Raw genomic sequence first — 19,702 nt, 5'->3', positions numbered from 1 at the left:
AAATTCCGACATGATATGTCATCTTGCCCAACTTAGCCCGTATATTTCGACGCCTTTCAGTTCAGCGTGAATTGTTCTAGCACATTCATTAAGCGTACTTCCCGTCGTGTACACATCATCTACCATGTACAACTTAATGTTGGACTGAGCTACCAGTTCCTGCATTGCTTCTCTTGCCGCAGGCAGCAGTGCAAAAACCCCCTGCAAATCCCCCAGTCGATCTCCCCGCGTTTTAAAGCTTTGCTTGTCGGTATGCCGAACTCTTTCTAGAATTGGAACGACTGGGATTCCCACTCTTTTCCCTAACTCATTAGCCAGCTGCTGGGCCTGATTAAAGCCTCTCTCCAACTGCCTCTCATGGCTTACAGGAACATAGGTGATGAGCTCCAAACCAGAGACAACCTCTTCCCCTTCACTTCTGCAATGCAAATGGTAGGCATGCAGCAGCATGGTGCCTAGGAGCTCCCTAAGCTTCTCATGCCCTCGATACTTATAAACAGCGAGCCATTCTTTCATAAGAGGGCTGTAACTAACCGCGCTTCGGTTTCGAATAAAATACGGCTCATGTCGACGTTGGCAATCCGTACAGCTTTCCGGACGTCCGCAGCAACTGCATTGCACCTGTAAGATCCAGGGAATTGCTGCCCAGCATGCGTCACATAAAGAGAGCTCTTTCTGATTACTGTACTTATTACCACAGGCGGTGCAAGCCAGCGTCTGTGGTGAGAGCAGTCCTTCTGTTGTTTCCAGCAGATGTGTCAACCACTGGCCTATCCGCCTCACAGACCCTTTATTCGCGTTCACTTGCAATCGCCCCTTTATCGCGCAGATATCCTTTTTTCTTGCCATCGTATTCATGCTTTTAATTTGACGAATGGCCTCCACTTGTGCACGGGTTTTCTCCTTAGCGGCAAAATAAACGTTTCCTGCAGGGTCATCCGCCGATCGTCCTGCTCTCCCTGCCATTTGGACCAAAGCAGCCGAGTCGAAAATAGGCTCGTCCGCATCCAGAATCAGCACATCAGATTTCGGAATCGTTACGCCACGTTCAAGAATCGTCGTTGTTACGAGAATCCGAGTTTGCTTGGTACGGAAATCCATCACTTTTTGCGCACGATGCTCATCCTTGGAAGACGTCCCTTGGGTAACCACCTCCGGAAACGTTTGGTTAAGCAGCTCCGTTAGCGGCTCAACCATGTAAATCTTAGGCACAAACACGAAGAGCTGTGCTCCTCTTTCTATAGATGTCGTAATTTTCTGCGTGATTTTGGAGGAGATTGCCGATTTTTGAATTTGCTGACGCAGCGCCGGCATAGCAATAAGTGTTGGTACAGGGAGCGGATGGCGATGATAGCGGGCTGTAACTTTTACATGAGGTAGTTGACGCCTTGCCGCAGCCTTCTGCAGTTGTGCTGGAGGTGTAGCAGACAATAGGATCGTTGCGCCGTCTATCTTGCATACTTTATCTGCTGCATACTGCAGCATAGGGTTATTATGATAAGGGAAAGCGTCCAACTCATCTATGATAACCAGATCGAATGCGCGTTCGAAACGCAGCAGCTGGTGGGTTGTAGCAATCGTGATTGGTGCAACGTCCCATCGCTGCTCGCTTCCCCCGTATAAAGTTACTACTGGTGTTGGGGCGAACGCTTTTTCAAGCCGGGGCTTCAACTCCAGCACGACATCCCTTCTGGGGGTCGCTACTACTACGCGTCCGCCTCTTGATACGGTGTATTGGATCATAGGAAAAATCATTTCCGTCTTACCCGCTCCAGTCACAGCCCATATGAGAAATTTGGCAGAAGAGATAGGTGATTTGTTCAATAATTTCAATTCATTTCCTTTCAAGAAACGCAATGCTTGTCCCGATGCTTCCGCTTGAATCTCACTTAAACCCCAAGGTGTGAGATACTTTTCTAATGCACCACCCTCTTCATCAAGCGTCAGTGCTTGTCTCTCCGAAGCATTTAATGCAGCAGATAGAGCCGATCGGACGGTAACCGAGCAGAACCGGGATCTCCCCATCGTTAGACATTGTTCGCAATAAGGGCACTTTTGTCCGCAAAACATACAATCTGTAACGATCATATGCTGTTCCCCGCCACCACAGCGGTGACACTGATAGTTTTCCTTGGAACGGAGCCAGCTGTGTCCCTTCTGCATCTTAATGCCTTGATCCAACAGCAAGTAGCCGTACAAATATCCGGCTTGGACATAAGCCAACGGTTCTGAGGAAGCCTCGTCAAAACCATAATGCTCCAACAGCTGTTTCACTTCATCCCATAACAAGCCGCGTCCCTGCATACGTTCTATAAACCGACTAAGTTCCTCAGCTTGAATCTTTACAGCACCACCAGGCACCTGCTGATATGCATACCACTGCTCTATGCCACAATCCATTAAAGCCCACTCTGTTGATTCTGCCGCCGATAATTCCGATATGCCAAGAATAGCAGCCTGCTCCGAGATTTTTCTTCTCCACACTTGAGACATGTCTGGTTTGCTTGAAGGCCTCTTTTCCACATTCAGCCTGTCTCTAAGAACAACAGCTTGTCCAAACGAAATGGCCGGCTCCAGTATACGAATTCTTATCGAATCCGCATACTGGCCGAACCAGAACTCCAAGTCGACACGCATATCTAATGACACATGCCATACAGTGCCTTGATTGCTAATGACTGCATATAGTACTGCTTTCATCTCTCACCTACATCAATTCATCCTCACATCATTTTGTAAGCGGTTACTAAACCATCTTGGTTAGCTAGCCGAACAACAATAACCTGCTTATCTTCATGTCGACGGATCCATTCGTCCCATGACTCCAGTCCTTCAAAAGCAAGGATCTCCAGATTATGTTCCTTACGGAATTGTTCGGCAATAGCCAACGTTTCATCCGTCGAGCCTTCATCGGCTATAGTCAAGTGTACTTCTCTACCTTTGAACCGCGAGAAAAAAAGCAGCGAACGAACATACCACTCGACCTGATTTTGATTATTATGTGTAATGAGCAAAAAATGCGTCACATTCCGACCCGTGTCCCGGTGCCGTCGATAACACCAATGCAACAAGACAATACTTGCAGCATAGCTGCCAAAGATCCACAGTAAACCTAACATCATCGCGGCTCCCTCCCTTAAGACCAGTATATGCCGCAATGAGTTGGTTGGTTCCTGTTTACAGCGTGACCCAGCCGTTTTTAATGGAAATAATGACGGCTTGAGTCCGATCATCTACTTCCATCTTCTGCAAAATGCTGCTCACATGATTTTTTACAGTCTTCTCGCTTATATACAAAAATTCGCCAATCGTTTTATTACTTTTGCCTTCTGCCATAAGTCGAAGTACTTCAGCTTCACGGCGTGTCAATGGGCTGTTATCCGTATGTACATACTTAACTCCCGCATCCTTAGCAATAGTACCGTTCCCTGCCGCGCCTACTTCATCCAAGTAAGTCATTCTGCGCAGTTGATTGATCAGCTTTCCTGTTACCTTAGGATGGATGTAGGCATGACCTGCAACAACAGAACGGATAGCATTAATTAACGACTCCGCCTCCATATCTTTCAGCAAATAACCTGACGCACCCTTACGAAGCGTTTCAAATACATAGCTCTCATCATCATGGATAGATAAAATAATGACCTTAATATCTGGAAAAATCCCTTTAAGCTTCTCTGTTGCCACTACACCGTTCTCGATAGGCATATTAATATCCATCAATACAATGTCTGGAGTCAATGTGTTGCACAACTCAATTACTTGTATGCCGTCTCCACACTCACCAACGACCTCAAGGTCATTTTCCATATTAATAATACGTTTGACCCCTTCGCGAAATAATTGGTGGTCATCCGCCAAAACCAGCTTAATGTTGCGTTTTGCATTTCCCGTGATGTCCATTATTTAGTCCTCCTTCGAATCTAATTTGATGGGTATCAACATGGATACTTTAGTGCCCGCGCCTTTAGTCGATAAAATCTCCATCCTGCCTTCCAGCAGTTCTACACGCTCGCGCATCCCCATAATGCCGTAATGACTTCCCTTTTCGATTTTCTTATCGATACTATCGACATGAAACCCGACTCCGTTGTCCGAAACCATAATTTTCACCATCTGCTGTCGGTAAGTCACTTCGAGTGCAACATGAGAGGCTTGGGCATGCTTCACCACATTAGAGAATGCTTCCTGTACAAGACGGTAAATAGCAACTTCCATACCTGAGGGAAGTCTCGTTTCTTTACCAGAAAATTCAAATTGCGTGTTAATCTTTGATTTTTCTTCAAAATCCTGTACAAATTTCCGCAAAGCAGGAATGAGCCCTAGGTCGTCTAAGGCCATTGGCCTAAGATTGAAAATGATTTTGCGAACCTCTTCAATCCCTCCTCTGACTTGACCCTTCAAGTCCATAAGCTCTTCTTTTACCGAAGCATAAGCCTGCTTGGTCAGCATTCTTTCGGCAATTTCGGTTCGAAGCACAACATTTGCCATCGTTTGAGCCAGGCCATCGTGTATTTCCCGGGCAATCCGTTTGCGCTCTTCTTCTTGGGCCAAAATAATTTTCAAACCAAGGAGCTGCCGGTTTTTAGCCGACTCTAACAGCCGGGTCACTTGATTCAAGTCACCGGACAGGTACTCAAGCACTACGTTAACCTGGGAGACTACAGCTTCTGCTCGCTCCAATTGTTTATCGACATTTTTTATTCGTTTGGCAAGATCATCCCTTCTCGCCTTCAGGTGAAGCTCCTTCTCCCTGTACATAGCGAGCTGGGTCTGCATTTGCGTCGCAAATTCGTAGGCCGTACGAATATCTTCTTCCTTGAAGCGTTTAAAATCACGGCTAACCTCCGTCAGCCGAATACGAGCCCTACGATATTCCAACTCAATATGATCGACCATATCAATGGTCTTTCTCGTTTCGTCCATTACTTCCTGCAGTTCGTTGTTTAACGCACTACGCTCTGACCGGACATTTTCACAAATTTCAAATATTTGATATTTGCTGCTCTCCATGACGTCAATTGCATTTTTAATAATGCGGTCCAAAGCGTCCACTTGCATACGTAAGGCCCCTTCTCCAACGATTCCATATACAGAAGCCTGTTCGACCCCGAGTGTCGGACAGGCTCCTAGCATTATAGTACCATATTTATTGAAGTTTGTAAGAGGAGCAGGGAACTAATTATTGCAGAGTGATCTGCTGGGTTTTAGCGTCCCAAGTTACTTTCCAGCCAAGATTTTCGGATAAAATGCGCAGTGGTACCATAGTAACATCCTTCATTATTTTCGGCGCCACTTCCGCAGTAATACGCTTGCCGTTCACAATCAAATCCGGGTTATCGATCCAAAGATCGATCATTTTATCTCCGCGAATTACGGTTACTTTACGTTCCTTATCATCCCAACGAACCGTTCCACCCAATGCATCCGTTACAAAACGAATAGGAAGCAGCGTATTTCCACTTACAATGACAGGAGCTTGCTCCAGTGTCATCCCTTTACCGTTTACGGAAACAGCGGTTTTATTAACCGTGAGGCTAATCGAATTGTTCGGCAATGCTGCTAGTTGGCCTTTAGAAGTGAAAGTAATGTCGTCAATGCCAATTTTGCCAACGGCCGCACGCTCGTCCTGACCTACTTGGTCATTGTAAACATAAACGCTTTTTACTGTAATCGGGAATTTCATGTCATATTCGGACAAATCGGCCGATACTTGCTTCCAGCCCTTCCAGTTGATGTTTTGGGCTAGCTCTATATAGTAGTTTTTCCCGCTGTTATCCTTAATCTCCGTTCTTAAGGAATTCAGACTCTCGTCGCCATTCACTTTCATCTTAATGAACTGCGGTTGGCCATCAATTTGAATTCCTGTATCCATATCTGCGTAAGCCCATTTGTTACCTGTAGCTTTTGTAAAATCATAATTCAATTCCAGATACTTATTTTTCGTTTCTGTTTCACGAATGTAGACCGAAGTAGTAACTTCTTGCGGTAACGGGCGAGATTTCGTCATAACCGCGTTATTATCGAGATCATACCACACGTTATCTTTTCCAATAGGAAGAGTCAGCATCGTGCTATAACCGTCATAACGGGCAATCAGCTGCAACTGAGTTGCACCAGTCAAGCTATTGACTGTCAGGACTCCGTTCTTCACTTCCGCCTTCATCCCAAGAACTTCCCATTGAACCAATTCAGGAGGGACTTCTCTTGTTTTACCAGCCTTAGTCGTTGCTAGAACTGGAAGTTTGTACGATCCTCCCTCAGATAAAGCAATATCGCTGGCGTCAATTTTCAGCATGGCAAGCTGGTCTCTGCCTATAACAGGAATTTCCGCCGATTGAGTTCCGGTACCGGATGAGGCCGTTACTTTGGCTGTGCCTAATTGAGTTGGTGTAAACACATTGTCTTTGAAGGTGCCTGCGTTGTTGCTCGATGACCATGTCGCTTGCACACTATCAGATGCAATTGGATTATAGTATTCATCATAGCCTTTAAAGCTTAAAGTTGCCTGTTCATTCAGGAACAAGAAATTCGGAGCCTGAATCACTAGGTCTTTTACTTGCCCTTTAGGTGCCATTGAGTAAACCCCCACACCGTTAACCACTTTTCGCTGAATACCTGTTTCGGTTTTATTAATTAAGACCGGATTGTTCTCTCCCAGTGGTCTGGCAACCATTTGTGTTGATCCGCCACCATCTAGGTTCATCCCTTTCCAAACCCCGACTTTAATCATAAACTGCTGAAGCTCGGTCATACTTAAGCCTTTGCTGTCTCCACTATAATCTGCTGTAACCAAATAAGCTGTTTTCTGATCTTGCGAGTATCCAATGGCCGTTCTGGAACGGGTGCAGCATAAGCTGTCTACTTCTCTTGAAAACTCCGTAGGCTTACCCTCGTCGACCAAAATTGTGTGTCCGCCAATCATCATCTTGAAGTTTTTCGTATCGTACGTTTTGTTAGAGTCTTGAGGAAGAATTTGATAGTCGGCTTTAAGAGGCTCTCCAACTTTCATATGAGCACGAACAAAATCAGCCGCCTTGCCTGATGCCCGAAGAATATAGCCGTCTTTAGGAGCAATCATATCAATGATCGTGTTGTCGGCAATCTTTTGAATAATTCCGTTCTGTACCAAGACTTCCGTTGGAACCGTAACACCATCGTTGGAACGATCGGATTGTCCCCAAGCATTCGTATACATGAACATGGCATCTATATGGCTATGCTCACCGCCCGGTTCAAACCAGTAATAAGTCTTGTTTATACCGCCAAGCACGAAGTTAGCCCCGTCCTTAGTTGTTACCGATCCCTGAAACGTAAACAAGTCCACTACAGGAACATTATCCTTTGTAAGACCAAACGTATAAAAGCCAGGCAAATAAGGAGGTGTCGCCATCAATTGTCCATTAGCAATTTCAGGTCCCATAGGAACGCCTTCTGCTTGAGTGTTGTAAAAGTCTCCATTTACCCCTGCCACAGCCTTCGTTTCCGTAGCCATACCCAGCACGCTTTGCTTCTTGGTGAACTGATTGTTCGTTCCTGTCATAACATCCAATTTCACATTGGGATTGGTCAAATCGACCTCAACGACATTTCCATTAACGGTAATATCTTTTTTATTACGAACCGATTTCCAAACATATTTTTTCAAAACCGCACCTGAAGTTAAAATCTCTTGACTGACCATCGTCACCGTAGGTTCGGTTGCCGCATATACCTGTGCAGTCGTCATAAGAGGCGATAAACATATCATTGCTGATAAAACGATAGAGGACACTTTAATCCAAGCACTATGCTTACTCACGCAGACTTTCTCCCTTCTATTTCCCACTCTCCTTTACTTAGACTCTATTACTATGGAAAAAGTTACGTTTTGCTAGATTTAAAAACAGATAAATTTGGACAGTATCCGTCATATTTGAACATTTATCGAACATCCTATGAATACGGTCAAAAAAGCCTGATTTTTAGATTCAATTGAATTCAAAAACTCCTCTAGCAAAATGCTTTGACAATAGCTTATTCTCCATTAGGAAAAACAAAAAAAGCCCGGCTCCACAAGGAACCAGGCTTTGGTATCGTTTGTTCTACAATAATAGATATGCTGCGTCTTACGCCAATGCGTCGCGTTTGAGTAGTTCTGCTTTATCCGTACGTTCCCAAGGAAGATCTACATCTGTACGTCCAAAGTGACCATAAGCAGCCGTTTGGTTATAAATCGGTCTACGAAGATCCAATTGCTTAATGATGCCTGCAGGACGCAGGTCAAAATGATTACGGATGACTTCAACCAATTTCTCTTCAGACACTTTACCAGTTCCGAAAGTATCTACAGAGATAGATACAGGTTGTGCTACACCGATAGCATAAGCAAGTTGAACTTCACATTTATCTGCAAGACCTGCAGCAACAACGTTCTTAGCTACATAACGAGCTGCATAAGCGCCAGAACGGTCAACTTTTGTCGGATCCTTACCGGAGAATGCGCCGCCGCCATGACGAGCGTAACCGCCGTAAGTATCAACGATAATTTTACGGCCAGTCAAACCAGCGTCACCTTGTGGTCCGCCGATTACGAAACGACCGGTTGGGTTGATGAAATATTTGGTGTCAGCATCAAGGAATTTCTCAGGCACGATAGGCTTAATAACATGCTCCTTAATATCCGCTTGAATTTGCTCCAATGTAACGTCTTCACTGTGCTGTGTAGAAACAACGATCGTGTCAACGCGTACTGGTGTATCACCATCATACTCAACAGTAACTTGTGTTTTACCGTCTGGACGAAGGTAAGCCAATGTACCGTTTTTACGTACTTCAGCCAGTCTGCGGGACAGTTGGTGAGAAATAGAGATAGGAAGCGGCATCAGTTCAGGAGTTTCATTAACAGCAAAACCAAACATCATACCTTGGTCGCCAGCACCAATAGCTTCGATTTCTTCATCTGTCATTTGACCTTCACGTGCCTCCAGGGCCTTGTCTACCCCTTGAGCAATATCAGGAGACTGCTCGTTCAAAGAAACAAGAACAGCGCAAGTTTTGGAGTCAAAACCGTATTTAGCACGTGTATAACCGATACCTTCAATCGTTTGACGAGCAATCGACTGAATATCGACATATTCGGATTGGCTGGAGATTTCGCCGATAACAAGCACAAGGCCTGTAGCAACAGAAACTTCGCAAGCAACGCGAGCGTTGGGATCGTTTTTAAGAAATGCGTCTAGAACTGCATCGGAAATCTGATCACAGATTTTATCCGGATGCCCTTCTGTAACGGACTCGGATGTAAATAAACGACGACCGCGAGGAATGGACATAGAATCGACCTCCTAAAGAGTATTTATTACATAAAGAGTATACATACAAAAAATCAACCTTTTCCGATTGGAAAAGGTTTTAATTACATGACCTTCTTTAAGTTATGTTACTGGATTTGTCGAGTACTGTCAATAAATTTGCATGAGTTCCTACAAAATTAACATATGGAAAATGCTCCAGGTTTTATCGCGAATTTAACCTATAAATTGAACATCATTTCTTCCGCTTTTCGTATCAATCGACTTGTAATGGCTCCACCTACAGCACCTGCATCTCTAGATGCAATATGCCCCCAATAATCTTCCTTAATAGATTGTAAAGGAATCGACCCAAGCTCTGTTGCAAACTCCACATTGGCATTAGCAACCGCTTTTCCTACAGGCAATCCCAGTTCGGCTGCTATTTCATATTTCAGTGCATCCAATGCTTGTTTACTTTCTGGTACGACTTTCTTTGCTTTTGCCATTAAAGCCACCTCCATAAGTGATGTAAACCTAGTATGGTCACCTCACCAATGGCACAACCGTATAAACTGTTTACATTATGGGTAAAATTTATGGTGTAACCTTAGATCCATCAGCATTCGTAAGCTTATAATCACCGCGAACCATAACATAAATATCTTGCTTCTGCTTGGGATCTGGCTTGATGCCGCGGCCCTCTCTTGGAATAATCAGCAGATGGTTATTCTCAACTGAAGCTCCTGCTGCGATATCTTTACCCGTGGTCACATCGGCTATGCCGTCGTCCGCGCTTACAGCTAAAGTTTTGCCGGTTCGAACAATGATTTCTGAACCTGCTCCACCGTATAAGATTTGGCCTTGTTCTAACTTAAGTACATTTAGCTCAGAATTTCCCGATGAGCCTGAAGTATTTGGAGTAGGATTGGTAGTTGTATTTCCGCTACCTGTTTGTCCTTTTCCTAACTCTGCACTAATGATTTGACGTACCTTTTCTTCGGTTATGGATTGCTTAGTCAGCTCGTCCGACACTTTTTGCTTAATATTTTGCTCAAAATAACTTTTTGTAATAACAGGGTCATCTACTGAACCTGGCTGAACGGATGGAGTAGTGCCATCTGCATTAGCTCCTACAATGGTCGCTGCCCATAGCAGCAATGTGCTGATCGCTATTTTGGTACGTATCTTGTACATGCTTCACCTCTTGTATTTAGCTTGGTATGTATTGTAAGTATAGCTTGTTGAGGTAAAAAAAGAAGACCCCGAAGGGTCCTCTCTTTTAAAGCTTGGTATTAGTTGTTAACAGTAACAGCGAAGGAAGAAGTTACGCCGCTAGTTGCCATAACGTTAATTGTGAAGGCTTGAACACCTGCATCAACTGCAGTTACTTTACCTGTTTTATCGATAGTTACAGTACCAGTACCAACGATATCGGAAACGTAGAAGCTTATGCCGAGAACGTCAATGTGGTTTCTACCAATTGTGCCGTCTTTAACCAAGAATTGGTCAGTAGTACCTTGTTCTTCACCAAGGGATCCTGGTGCTTTCTCGGAAACGATCTCGTCACCGTATTGATCTTTAACAGTGATTTTCTCAGCAAGTGCTCCATCCCATAGGTATTTACCAACAAGACTACCTCTGCTGATGTCTTTACCTGTTTTCTTCAGGGAGATGCTAGCAACTGAAGGAGATTCGTTCTTAGTAGTCAGGTTCAATGTAGCTTGTGCAGATTCGTTTTTAGCGTTAGTGTATACTACGTTCAACGAAGAAGTACCAGCAATCAAACCGAATACAATTTTAGGGTTAGCTGGATCGAAATCAGCTACGGATCTATTTGTAGATCCAATGCTTGTAACTAAGTTAGGAACTTTAACTTCTTCACCGCTGCTGTTTTTCGCTCTAACTTTAACTTCTTTACCCAATTTGTTGTATTGGCTGTTGATATAAGTTGCTTGGGAAACAGCACCATTAGCTCCGTAAATAGTTTTGTCAAGGTTCAGGTAGTCAGCACCAGCAAGAATTGTGTTGTTAACACCTTTATCCAAGTAAACTTCATAAGTCAATTTGTTAGAAGTTTTCGTAGGATCGATAACTTCTACGTTTTGGCTCTTGCTATCTACAGAAACTGCAGTATCAATTGATTTCCTTTTGTCATACTTGAACAGTTCAGCTTTAACTGTGTAGTTAGCTGCAGGAGCGCCAGCTTTAGAGTAGATTTTGAAAGATTTGTCGAAGAAATTAGCCCAGTCTTCTTGACCTTTCAAATCATTGCTGCTGTACAAGTTGTAATCTTTAGAATATACGTTCGCAGATACTGTTTTTGTAGCTGCAGACGGGAACATATCTGTTCTAGTTTTGTCAGCATTCATTTGTTTAGATGCAAGGTAAGTTTGGTCAGAACCAGCAACAGAACCATCCAAAGTGTAAGAAAGTCTTACAAAGTAGTTGTAGTCGCTGCTGTTATTGTATTTCAGCTCAGAACCATTTTGGTCGTAGATTTTGAATTTCAATTCATTATCAACAACAGTTTTGCCATCTCTAGCAGAAACCATTTGTTTCTTAGGTTGTGTGGAGAATTTGATTTCTTGAGCTTCACGAGCATCGCCAACTTGGATACTAGTAGTTGCTCTAACGTTAGGGATATCTTTCAAAGTAACTGTCAATTGAGCAGTACCTTTTCTACCTACGCCTTTAATTTGAATTTGACCTTTGTGAGAACCAGTTTTAGCGATCTCGTTGTTTCTGTCCAAATCAATACCGCTGGAAGAGCGAACGTCGATTTTATCATCGTTAAATGCATCAACGATTTCTTGTGCCGACAATTGATCACCTTTGGAATCTTTAACAATCAAAGGTACGTAGAATTTGCTATCTACTGCTTCGTCATTAGTAATAACGTCGTTCTCAGCCAATGTGTAGTTGTAAGAACCGAATTCAACAGTTGCTGGAACCTTGGAAGCTTTGATAGTGATATCTTTAACTACCGATTGTCCACCGCGAGCAAAGATAGAAACGGAAATTTTCTTCTCTTCATTCTTAACGGAACGAATTTTCAGATCAGCTGCATCGTCACCAATAACATTATCAACGAATGCGTTTTTGTCGTCATCCCCAACTTCAAGATCGCGATCAGTTGGGTTAACAGTAATACCATCATTCAATAAATCTCTGTCTTCTACGCGTAGACCGTATTGGTCATAAGCTTTGAAGCCAATGTATCCAGTTGTGTTTGCTTCCAAAACATCAACTTTGTTACCAGCACTGTTCAACAAGTCGCCAACTTCAACTTTGGAAACAATTGCTTTGTCACCAACAGTGAAGATTTTGCTAACGTTAACTTGGCTGTCTTCATGCAAGATAGTAATGTTGATTCTGTCGTTTCTTTCTTGTTTAACATCTTCAGACAAGTTAATAGCTTGCTCGCCTGCGATTGTTGCGAAAGAACCGTCGCTTACACGGATGTCAAATTGGCTTGCATTGAAGGAAGCTTTTTGACCGTATTGGTTAGTTGCTTTAAAGTCGATACGAACTTTGTGCAACAATTTGCCGTCTTTATCAACTGCAAGAGGAATTGTGTCAGATGCAGTCAAGAAGTCGATTTTCGTTACTTTTTCTTTCGTAGTAGATACGGAAGCTGTTTTTGCAGTGTCATCGATATTGGATGCACCACTGATAGTTACATCGAATTTGTTCTCGATGAATTTAGTGTCAAAAGTCAGAACAGCTTTAGTTTTGTCATCGTTCCACTTAGTAGTGTATCCAGAGGACAATACGTTGCCATCTTTCTTAACTTCAATTTTCAAAGCTTTAGCAGCTTCGTCAGTCAAAGCACCGTTCAATTCAAGAGTCAACTCATTAGCGTTAGTTGCTTTGAAAGAAGCGATGGAGTATTTACCGTTGAAAGGTGATTTGTATTGTTTTTTAGCTTCGTAGGAGCTAAGAACCAACAAATCGCGAGTTGCTGCAGATGTACCAGCAAAAGTACCGTCAGCGCCATTGCTCAACAATTTCAATTGTAGAGCTAGAGCAACATAACCTTTAGCCCAGTCAGTAACAGTTTTGTCGTTAACTCCTGGAGTTGCTTTACCTTCGGAATCTTTACCCAAACCACGGATCAAGAAAGTAGCGAGTTGTTCTTTCGTTACTTCACCAGCTGGGTTGAATTCGCCTGGAGCATAGCCATCAGTAATACCAGCAGCTTTAACTGCTTCGATGTACGGAAGAGCGTAGCCGTTAGCTGGATCATCAGCTTTAACGTCTGTGAAGCTGGAAGTTTTCAAGGAAGTGTCAACTTTTAATTTGAAAACCAAAGCCGCAACTTTAGCAAATTGAGCGCGGTTCATTTTGTCTTTCAAGCCAAAAGTATCTTCTTTAACTCCGTCGAAAATACCTGCGGAAATCATTTCGTCAAACTTAGCTTTAGTAGCTGCATCAAGATCTTTCAAATCGCTAAAGTTAGCGGAAGTCTTGCCAGCTTCTTCACCGAATGCTACGGAAGAAAACATCGAAAATGCCATAGCAAGGGACAGGATTGTAGATAAACTTTTTTTCATAACCTTTTTTTCTCCTCCTCGAATATCTTTCGGTTGTTGAGAGTTTTGTTTAAATAAATTAGAGCTCGATTCCCTCATTAGCCGATTCACCCCCTTCCTAGAGTTGAGCGAATTATTATTATAAAGGTCTGCAATGAATAAGATTGCAGAAACTAGTAAACCATACTCATTGAAAAACTAGATAGTCGCATACCCTTATACATTATACACTGCAAAACTAGTAAGGTAAAGAGGTTATTTTGTGAAAAAAACCCAACAAAATCAGTCTCTTCAAGGTGACTCATTTGTGTTTCAATGAATTAAACGCAGTGTTGCATGAAAAGTTGCGGTCTCTGAAAAACTTTTTTCGTTTTTCTTTTAAACTTTTTGTTCAACTATTCTTGTGAGCTTGTCTATCATTTCGTATATCAGTTTCGTACACTCTCTCACTCACGAAACTTAGTATACAACGATATATCATCTTCGTCATCACGTATTATTTTCCAATGTTTAAATAAAGAAAAAACCCGCCGCGCTAACGCTTTGGCGAGTTTTTAACATCTGTTTATTTAGGTATTTTCTTTTGTTGTTTCAACACGCGAATAGCTACTGCCGCTGCTTCCGCACGCGAGAAATAATCTTTAGGTGCAAAACGGTATGTTTGTTTCTTCTGACCTTCCAGAAGAACGTTCGGCATTCCCTCGATCAAGCCGGCTTTGGTAGCTGCTTCAACCGCAGGTCTGGCGTAATAATCAACGTTGCCGCCATCTGTAAAGGATTTTTGCAGCGAAGCTAATGCTTTCTTATCATCGGAGTTCAACTTCAAATCCGATGCACGAGCAATCATAACCGCTGCATCTTGACGGGTAATGGCATCATGATGCCCAAAATAACCGTCGCTACCGCCTCTTACAATCCCTGCTCTAGCCGCTGCCTCAATGTGTTTGAAGTCATAAAGACCATCGGAACCAGGAATATCTCCTCTTTGCACATCTTTGAAGGTTCCATCTGTCTTCACATTATTATCTATTGGCATGCTAGTATCATCATTATCTAATGGAATGTTAAAGATTTTAACTAGCATAGTAACAAATTCACCACGAGTGATGGATTCATCCGGAGAGAATTTCTCAGGAGTAGAATTTTTATTATTCATCATGCCTTTAGAATATAAAATGTCCAAGTAATCTCGTGCCCATGCATGACCTGTTACATCATCAAAGCTGTTATCCATATACATAACTTGATAATAACCAAACGAGTCAAAAGGAACCGTTATGGTATTTTTGCTGAGATCAACCACTCCGCCAATATTTCTCCACTCAGCCCGCGTCTGATTCGGCTCACCATTATTATCGGAGAATGTACCGAATTCAAATACTGTGACATATTTCCAAGCATCATCACGAATATTGGCATCATATTTCAACGTTAATGTCCCCCTTTTGGTAGGGATAACATTATCCTTTAAATATCGGTTATAGAACACATCGTTAGAAGAACCAAAATCAGAAGGTAAGTTGGGTAATCGTCCGCTACCTTCAAGAGCATCCTTCAGTTTTTCCTCTTGGTTGGAGCCTCTTATCTCTTCAATAGATCCAGCATCAATCCAGAATCGTTTGCTTGCCGGTTTATAACGTCCGGTAGTTTCGATGAGGAAGTTTTTCCCGCCACGATCTTCCATTTCTTTATCTACTCGACCATCGTCATTGCTGGCAATACCAAACAATATTTTACGATCAGCCGAAATATACTGTTTTTCCGCTGCACGGTCATTACGCATTAGCTTAGTATCTTTAGGGAAGCTTAGTTGAATATCCGCATTGAACACACTCATTTTGGAGGTTAGTAACGATTTATATTGGTTGCCTTCAATAGGTGTATCCACGTTGAATAAAATAAAGCTGCCACTTAGCTTACCTGCTGCACGGTTAATAGTAAATTTGATTTCATTTTTACCAGGCTTTAAATTCGTTGCTTCATAATAATAAGTGTCAGTTTCGTTTGGTTTTGTTGATTTAACAGCTTGATCCTTACCGAAAACTACGCTGTCCGCATTTTCAGCTAAGATTTTAATTTTCTGAAAGTTCTTGTTGATGTTAGCTTGGTCTTTGCCTGCTTCATTTTTAATAAGCTGCGGCTCTTCAATTAAATACGGTGTTGGCTCACGTGTAATCGTAAATGACTTGGAAACAGTCGCCCCGCTGTTGTTCTTAACTATTACAGTGAAAGTATATGCACCATATTCTGTAAGTTTAATTGGATCTCCGGTATTTCTAAAAGGCGTAGCTACAGCCCCTGCTGCAGTCGGCGAAATAGCTACATTATTGGGTGTTGTATTACCTGGTTTTAGATAAGTCACTTGTATTTCATTAGCATTTGCCGCTGAACCGCTGATCTTAATTTCATTTGATGTTGTAAAGTAAGTATCCGGCTTAGTATCTTTCGTGTAACGAACATCCTTAGGATCATAATCCGGCGCAAAACTTACGATAGTCGGAAGGAATTGACTGAAAACGAAAATATCGTAGCTTGCTTCTGATACTTTTTGACCACCAATATATATATCGAAATGAATGGTCTTTCTTCCATCATCTTTACCAAAAAATGATTCTGCTTTGGTTAAATCAAGATTAACCGCAAATTTGTTTGGAGTAGTATAGGTAATATCACTGATATCTACTTTTTTATTATTAATAGATACATTTAATTCTCCATTGCCACCCAAGTTGACTACTCTACCCGTAATACATATATTGCTGCCGCCTGCACAGACTATTTCGCTAATATTTTTTACAACCATTCCATTGTAAATATTATCTACAATAATATAGGGGGCAGCGGAAACTTGAAGATCATAAGATTTAGAGCCTGCAGGAACTGCGGTTCCGCCACTTGTATAAGGAATGATTTCAAGAGTGGTAACTCCGTCACGAAGGCCCTGCAAAATGACATTTACGCTGTTGTTATTAATTGTATATAAACCTGAAGCATTGCCGCTTATACCATCGTTGTAAGGAGCTCCATTTATCTTGACCATAACTTGAGAAGCCTTATCCGTTGTTATCATTAGCGTTGCTGGAAATTCTGTAATTTGGTTTTTTCCGGTTTCAATTAACTTAGGGTTATCTGAGGATCCGGAAATAATACGTTCAACCGATTTCACATATGGAGCATTACTATCAACAACGTTAAAGTTAAAGCTGGATTTTGTTGTATCAATCAAATTTTTATGTGTAAAGGTTACATCAATCTGCTGGAATCTGCGGCTCATATTTACCGGTAAATCCACTTGAATGTTATGCACTTCGTAAGCCTTTGAGGTATCTACAGTAACATTAGTGTTTACATCATTAAGTGCCGGAACAAAAACAGGGGTTAACCCATTATTCAATGAACCATTAGGATTAGAAACAATATTGCCATCAATATCAAGAAGCGTTAACTTTTTATCATTAAAATTGTAGTGTACCCTGTACCCACCACCAGTACCAACCATTTCAATATCGGCATAGACGTAGTCAGATACTGTACCTGTTCGTGTTGTCTTTAAAGCAGTAGAGAACGTTACGTTTCCATTAGTACTAGAATCCTGCTGCAAAGTCGGGGTTTGTGCAGCACTTATCTTGGTCGCTGCGGTTCCATTTTTGGTGTCAATCATTGCACCGTAAGCAAATGCCTTACCGTCATCATAAATAAATGATTTCGTTAAGTTGTACGTGTTCGTGGTATTCTTGGAAACAAAATTAATCTCATTATCACCTGGTACAAACTTGATGTCATTCGTACGACCAGTATTCGTAATATACGTGAATGTACCACGTGTAAAGTTAGCAGGGTGGTACGAGGTGTTGCTTCCGTTTAGATAAGCTTCGATACTTGTTGCGTTACCAGCTGAACCAGTAATCGTCGCTCCGGAGTATGGGGCCTTCTTAGGGAACATCTGCCCATCAATAATGTTGTCACCATTAATAGCAAGATCGTTAATAGTAGATACCGGAACATAGTAAGCCCAGCTCGGTGCGGAAGCCGTATTTACCGTCCCATCGTATCTCAGCACAATCTTATTAAGACCTTCAGTTAAAGTTACATTATTAAATGTAATTTCATTATTGCCTGTCTTAACCGGCTTGCTTGTTTTATCTACCATAGATTTACCTGTTTTCACGTTCGTTACTTCAAAGTAAATATTGGTGATTTCGTCATCACTAAGACCATTCACATCAGCTACCACTGGAATAGGGTTACTCGTAAATTGGTCGACAGGAAGGTTTTGCTTAGTGGGATCAGGATCTTTACCAGGCTCATAAGGTGTATTACGATACTGCAAATTCGTTACGCTCAATGTTACTTCAGCAAACGCCGTTAAAGGTGCCACTAAACTTAAAACAAGAGCTAATACAATGGAAAAGCTCGTCCATTTGTAAGTTAATCGTTTCAAAATGGTTCCTCCTTATGTCATATTTCCTTGATATTTGTTACATGCTGTCATTAGCCCTTTCCGTTAAAAAAGCCCCCCTGCTCGTTTTACTGCAAATATAGGCTGCCGCAGCAGTAAAAAAGTTTCGTGTACTTTACTTATCGGCTTTATGATATGAAAAATTTAGCGAATCCTGAAAATAGACAAAAACAAAAAATCCCAAACCTATGAAGGTCTGGGATTCGTTTCTATATTTATTTACTTGATCATCCGTGATCTATCGCCGGACAATCCTCGTATCTTTTGGATGAATTGTAGGACTGGCTTCTTCGTCTGACTAATAATGCCGATAGCTTCTGCTCCCAGTACTAATATTGCGACGAAAATAACAATGAGTAATACCATTCCCCAAATAGCTTGCTGCTCCGACATGTAAGAAAGCAGTACAGCCGCGCCTCCGAAGATGGAAGCAACTCCATAAATAATCAAGACGGTAACCCGATGGCTAAAGCCCAACTGAAGTAAGCAATGATGTAAATGGCTCTTGTCCGGTTTCGAGATAGGCAAATTATTTACCCAACGTCTCAATATAGCGAAGAAGGTATCTGACAAAGGTACTCCAAGAATCATAATAGGTACAAGCAAGGATAGTACAGTCGCTTGTTTAAAGCCCAAGATGGACAACGTCGCCAAGCTGAATCCAAGAAATAGCGAGCCAGAATCGCCCATAAAAATTTTGGCAGGATGAAAGTTATAAAATAAGAAGCCAACAATGCTGCCGAGCAATATCATACTCAACAAAACTACGGTAACGTTTCCCATCATCAAAGCCAATATAAGAATCGTTGTTGTCGCAATACCCGATACACCTGCCGACAGTCCGTCCAGACCGTCAATAAGGTTAATCGCATTCGTAACTCCGACAATCCAGAAGATCGTAAGCGGAACTGCTAACCAGGTTAAGGAAATGGTTGTGTCGCCAAAAGGTACATTTACAAGATCAATAACAACGCCGGAATATACGACAACACACGCTGCAAGAATTTGCCCAAGCAATTTAACTTTTGGAGACAAATCAAATCGATCATCCAAGGCGCCTAACAATACGATAATGGCCCCTCCGATAAGCAGTCCCAATGCAACGTCTCCGTTCAAGGATTCAATGGCGGGTGAGATAACAAAGTAAGCACCTACAAATCCAACAAAAATGGCCAACCCGCCCAGCCTCGGCATGATACGACTATGTACTTTCCGATGATTGGGTGCATCAACAGCGCCTACCCAGAAAGCAAACTTTTTTACCAAAGGTGTCATTAGAAGGGCAATTAAGCATGCGACAGCAAATCCAATTCCGTATAATACAATCATTTTTGTTTTCACAGCCCCTTTTATCTATAAAAACCTCAAACACTTCAGATTATACTCCGTTTGAGACCGTAACACCACATTAATTTTAAGGAAATCAGGCGGTTATC

11 protein-coding genes are annotated in these 19,702 nt (G+C 42.2%); all 11 read right to left on the bottom strand.

Annotation, left to right across the window (positions count from 1 at the left end):
- Nucleotides 1–18 precede the first annotated feature (18 nt).
- Entirely contained in the window at nucleotides 19–2,700 is a 2,682-nt protein-coding gene (locus QMA13_RS00425; protein WP_282938790.1) for a helicase-related protein, read from the bottom strand.
- A gap of 23 nt (nucleotides 2,701–2,723) precedes the next feature.
- On the bottom strand, nucleotides 2,724–3,122 hold the full coding sequence (locus QMA13_RS00420) for a glycosyltransferase family 2 protein (protein WP_282938789.1): 399 nt from the start codon (nucleotides 3,120–3,122) through the stop codon (nucleotides 2,724–2,726).
- 55 nt (nucleotides 3,123–3,177) lie between these two features.
- Entirely contained in the window at nucleotides 3,178–3,903 is a 726-nt protein-coding gene (locus tag QMA13_RS00415) for a response regulator (protein WP_282938788.1), read from the bottom strand.
- A 3-nt stretch (nucleotides 3,904–3,906) separates the two neighbouring features.
- Complete coding sequence (locus tag QMA13_RS00410) at nucleotides 3,907–5,061, bottom strand: sensor histidine kinase (protein ID WP_282938787.1); 1,155 nt, start codon at nucleotides 5,059–5,061, stop codon at nucleotides 3,907–3,909.
- 121 nt (nucleotides 5,062–5,182) lie between these two features.
- A complete protein-coding gene (locus QMA13_RS00405; protein ID WP_282938786.1) occupies nucleotides 5,183–7,801 on the bottom strand; it encodes a stalk domain-containing protein in 2,619 nt (872 codons plus the stop codon).
- A gap of 307 nt (nucleotides 7,802–8,108) precedes the next feature.
- Nucleotides 8,109–9,314, bottom strand: a complete 1,206-nt coding sequence (gene metK / locus QMA13_RS00400; protein ID WP_282938785.1) for a methionine adenosyltransferase — start codon at nucleotides 9,312–9,314, stop codon at nucleotides 8,109–8,111.
- Between the two features lie 200 nt (nucleotides 9,315–9,514).
- Nucleotides 9,515–9,781, bottom strand: a complete 267-nt coding sequence (locus QMA13_RS00395; protein ID WP_282938784.1) for an alpha/beta-type small acid-soluble spore protein — start codon at nucleotides 9,779–9,781, stop codon at nucleotides 9,515–9,517.
- A gap of 88 nt (nucleotides 9,782–9,869) precedes the next feature.
- The gene (locus QMA13_RS00390) at nucleotides 9,870–10,469 is read right to left on the bottom strand and encodes a hypothetical protein (protein ID WP_282938783.1); all 600 of its coding nucleotides are present in this window, start codon (nucleotides 10,467–10,469) and stop codon (nucleotides 9,870–9,872) included.
- Between the two features lie 98 nt (nucleotides 10,470–10,567).
- On the bottom strand, nucleotides 10,568–13,906 hold the full coding sequence (locus QMA13_RS00385; RefSeq protein WP_282938782.1) for an S-layer homology domain-containing protein: 3,339 nt from the start codon (nucleotides 13,904–13,906) through the stop codon (nucleotides 10,568–10,570).
- Between the two features lie 466 nt (nucleotides 13,907–14,372).
- Nucleotides 14,373–18,248 (bottom strand): S-layer homology domain-containing protein, encoded by a 3,876-nt coding sequence (locus tag QMA13_RS00380; protein ID WP_282938781.1) that lies wholly within the window; start codon nucleotides 18,246–18,248, stop codon nucleotides 14,373–14,375.
- A gap of 237 nt (nucleotides 18,249–18,485) precedes the next feature.
- A complete protein-coding gene (locus QMA13_RS00375) occupies nucleotides 18,486–19,595 on the bottom strand; it encodes an MraY family glycosyltransferase (RefSeq protein WP_282943187.1) in 1,110 nt (369 codons plus the stop codon).
- Between the last annotated feature and the right edge of the window lie 107 nt (nucleotides 19,596–19,702).

This window comes from Paenibacillus sp. RC67 (assembly GCF_030020805.1).
In the GTDB taxonomy this organism is placed as follows: Bacteria; Bacillota; Bacilli; order Paenibacillales; family NBRC-103111; genus Paenibacillus_S.
The sequence above is the reverse complement of the archived record's forward strand: the minus strand, read 5'-3'. Positions and strand labels throughout refer to the sequence as shown.

Coding starts and splice junctions, on each gene's coding strand:
- QMA13_RS00415 (WP_282938788.1), bottom strand. CDS start 3,903: ATGGACATCACGGGAAATGCAAAACGCAACATTAAGCTGGTTTTGGCG.
- QMA13_RS00395 (WP_282938784.1), bottom strand. CDS start 9,781: ATGGCAAAAGCAAAGAAAGTCGTACCAGAAAGTAAACAAGCATTGGAT.
- QMA13_RS00385 (WP_282938782.1), bottom strand. CDS start 13,906: ATGAGGGAATCGAGCTCTAATTTATTTAAACAAAACTCTCAACAACCG.
- metK (WP_282938785.1), bottom strand. CDS start 9,314: ATGTCCATTCCTCGCGGTCGTCGTTTATTTACATCCGAGTCCGTTACA.
- QMA13_RS00390 (WP_282938783.1), bottom strand. CDS start 10,469: ATGTACAAGATACGTACCAAAATAGCGATCAGCACATTGCTGCTATGG.
- QMA13_RS00375 (WP_282943187.1), bottom strand. CDS start 19,595: ATGATTGTATTATACGGAATTGGATTTGCTGTCGCATGCTTAATTGCC.
- QMA13_RS00425 (WP_282938790.1), bottom strand. CDS start 2,700: ATGAAAGCAGTACTATATGCAGTCATTAGCAATCAAGGCACTGTATGG.
- QMA13_RS00420 (WP_282938789.1), bottom strand. CDS start 3,122: ATGATGTTAGGTTTACTGTGGATCTTTGGCAGCTATGCTGCAAGTATT.
- QMA13_RS00410 (WP_282938787.1), bottom strand. CDS start 5,061: ATGCAAGTGGACGCTTTGGACCGCATTATTAAAAATGCAATTGACGTC.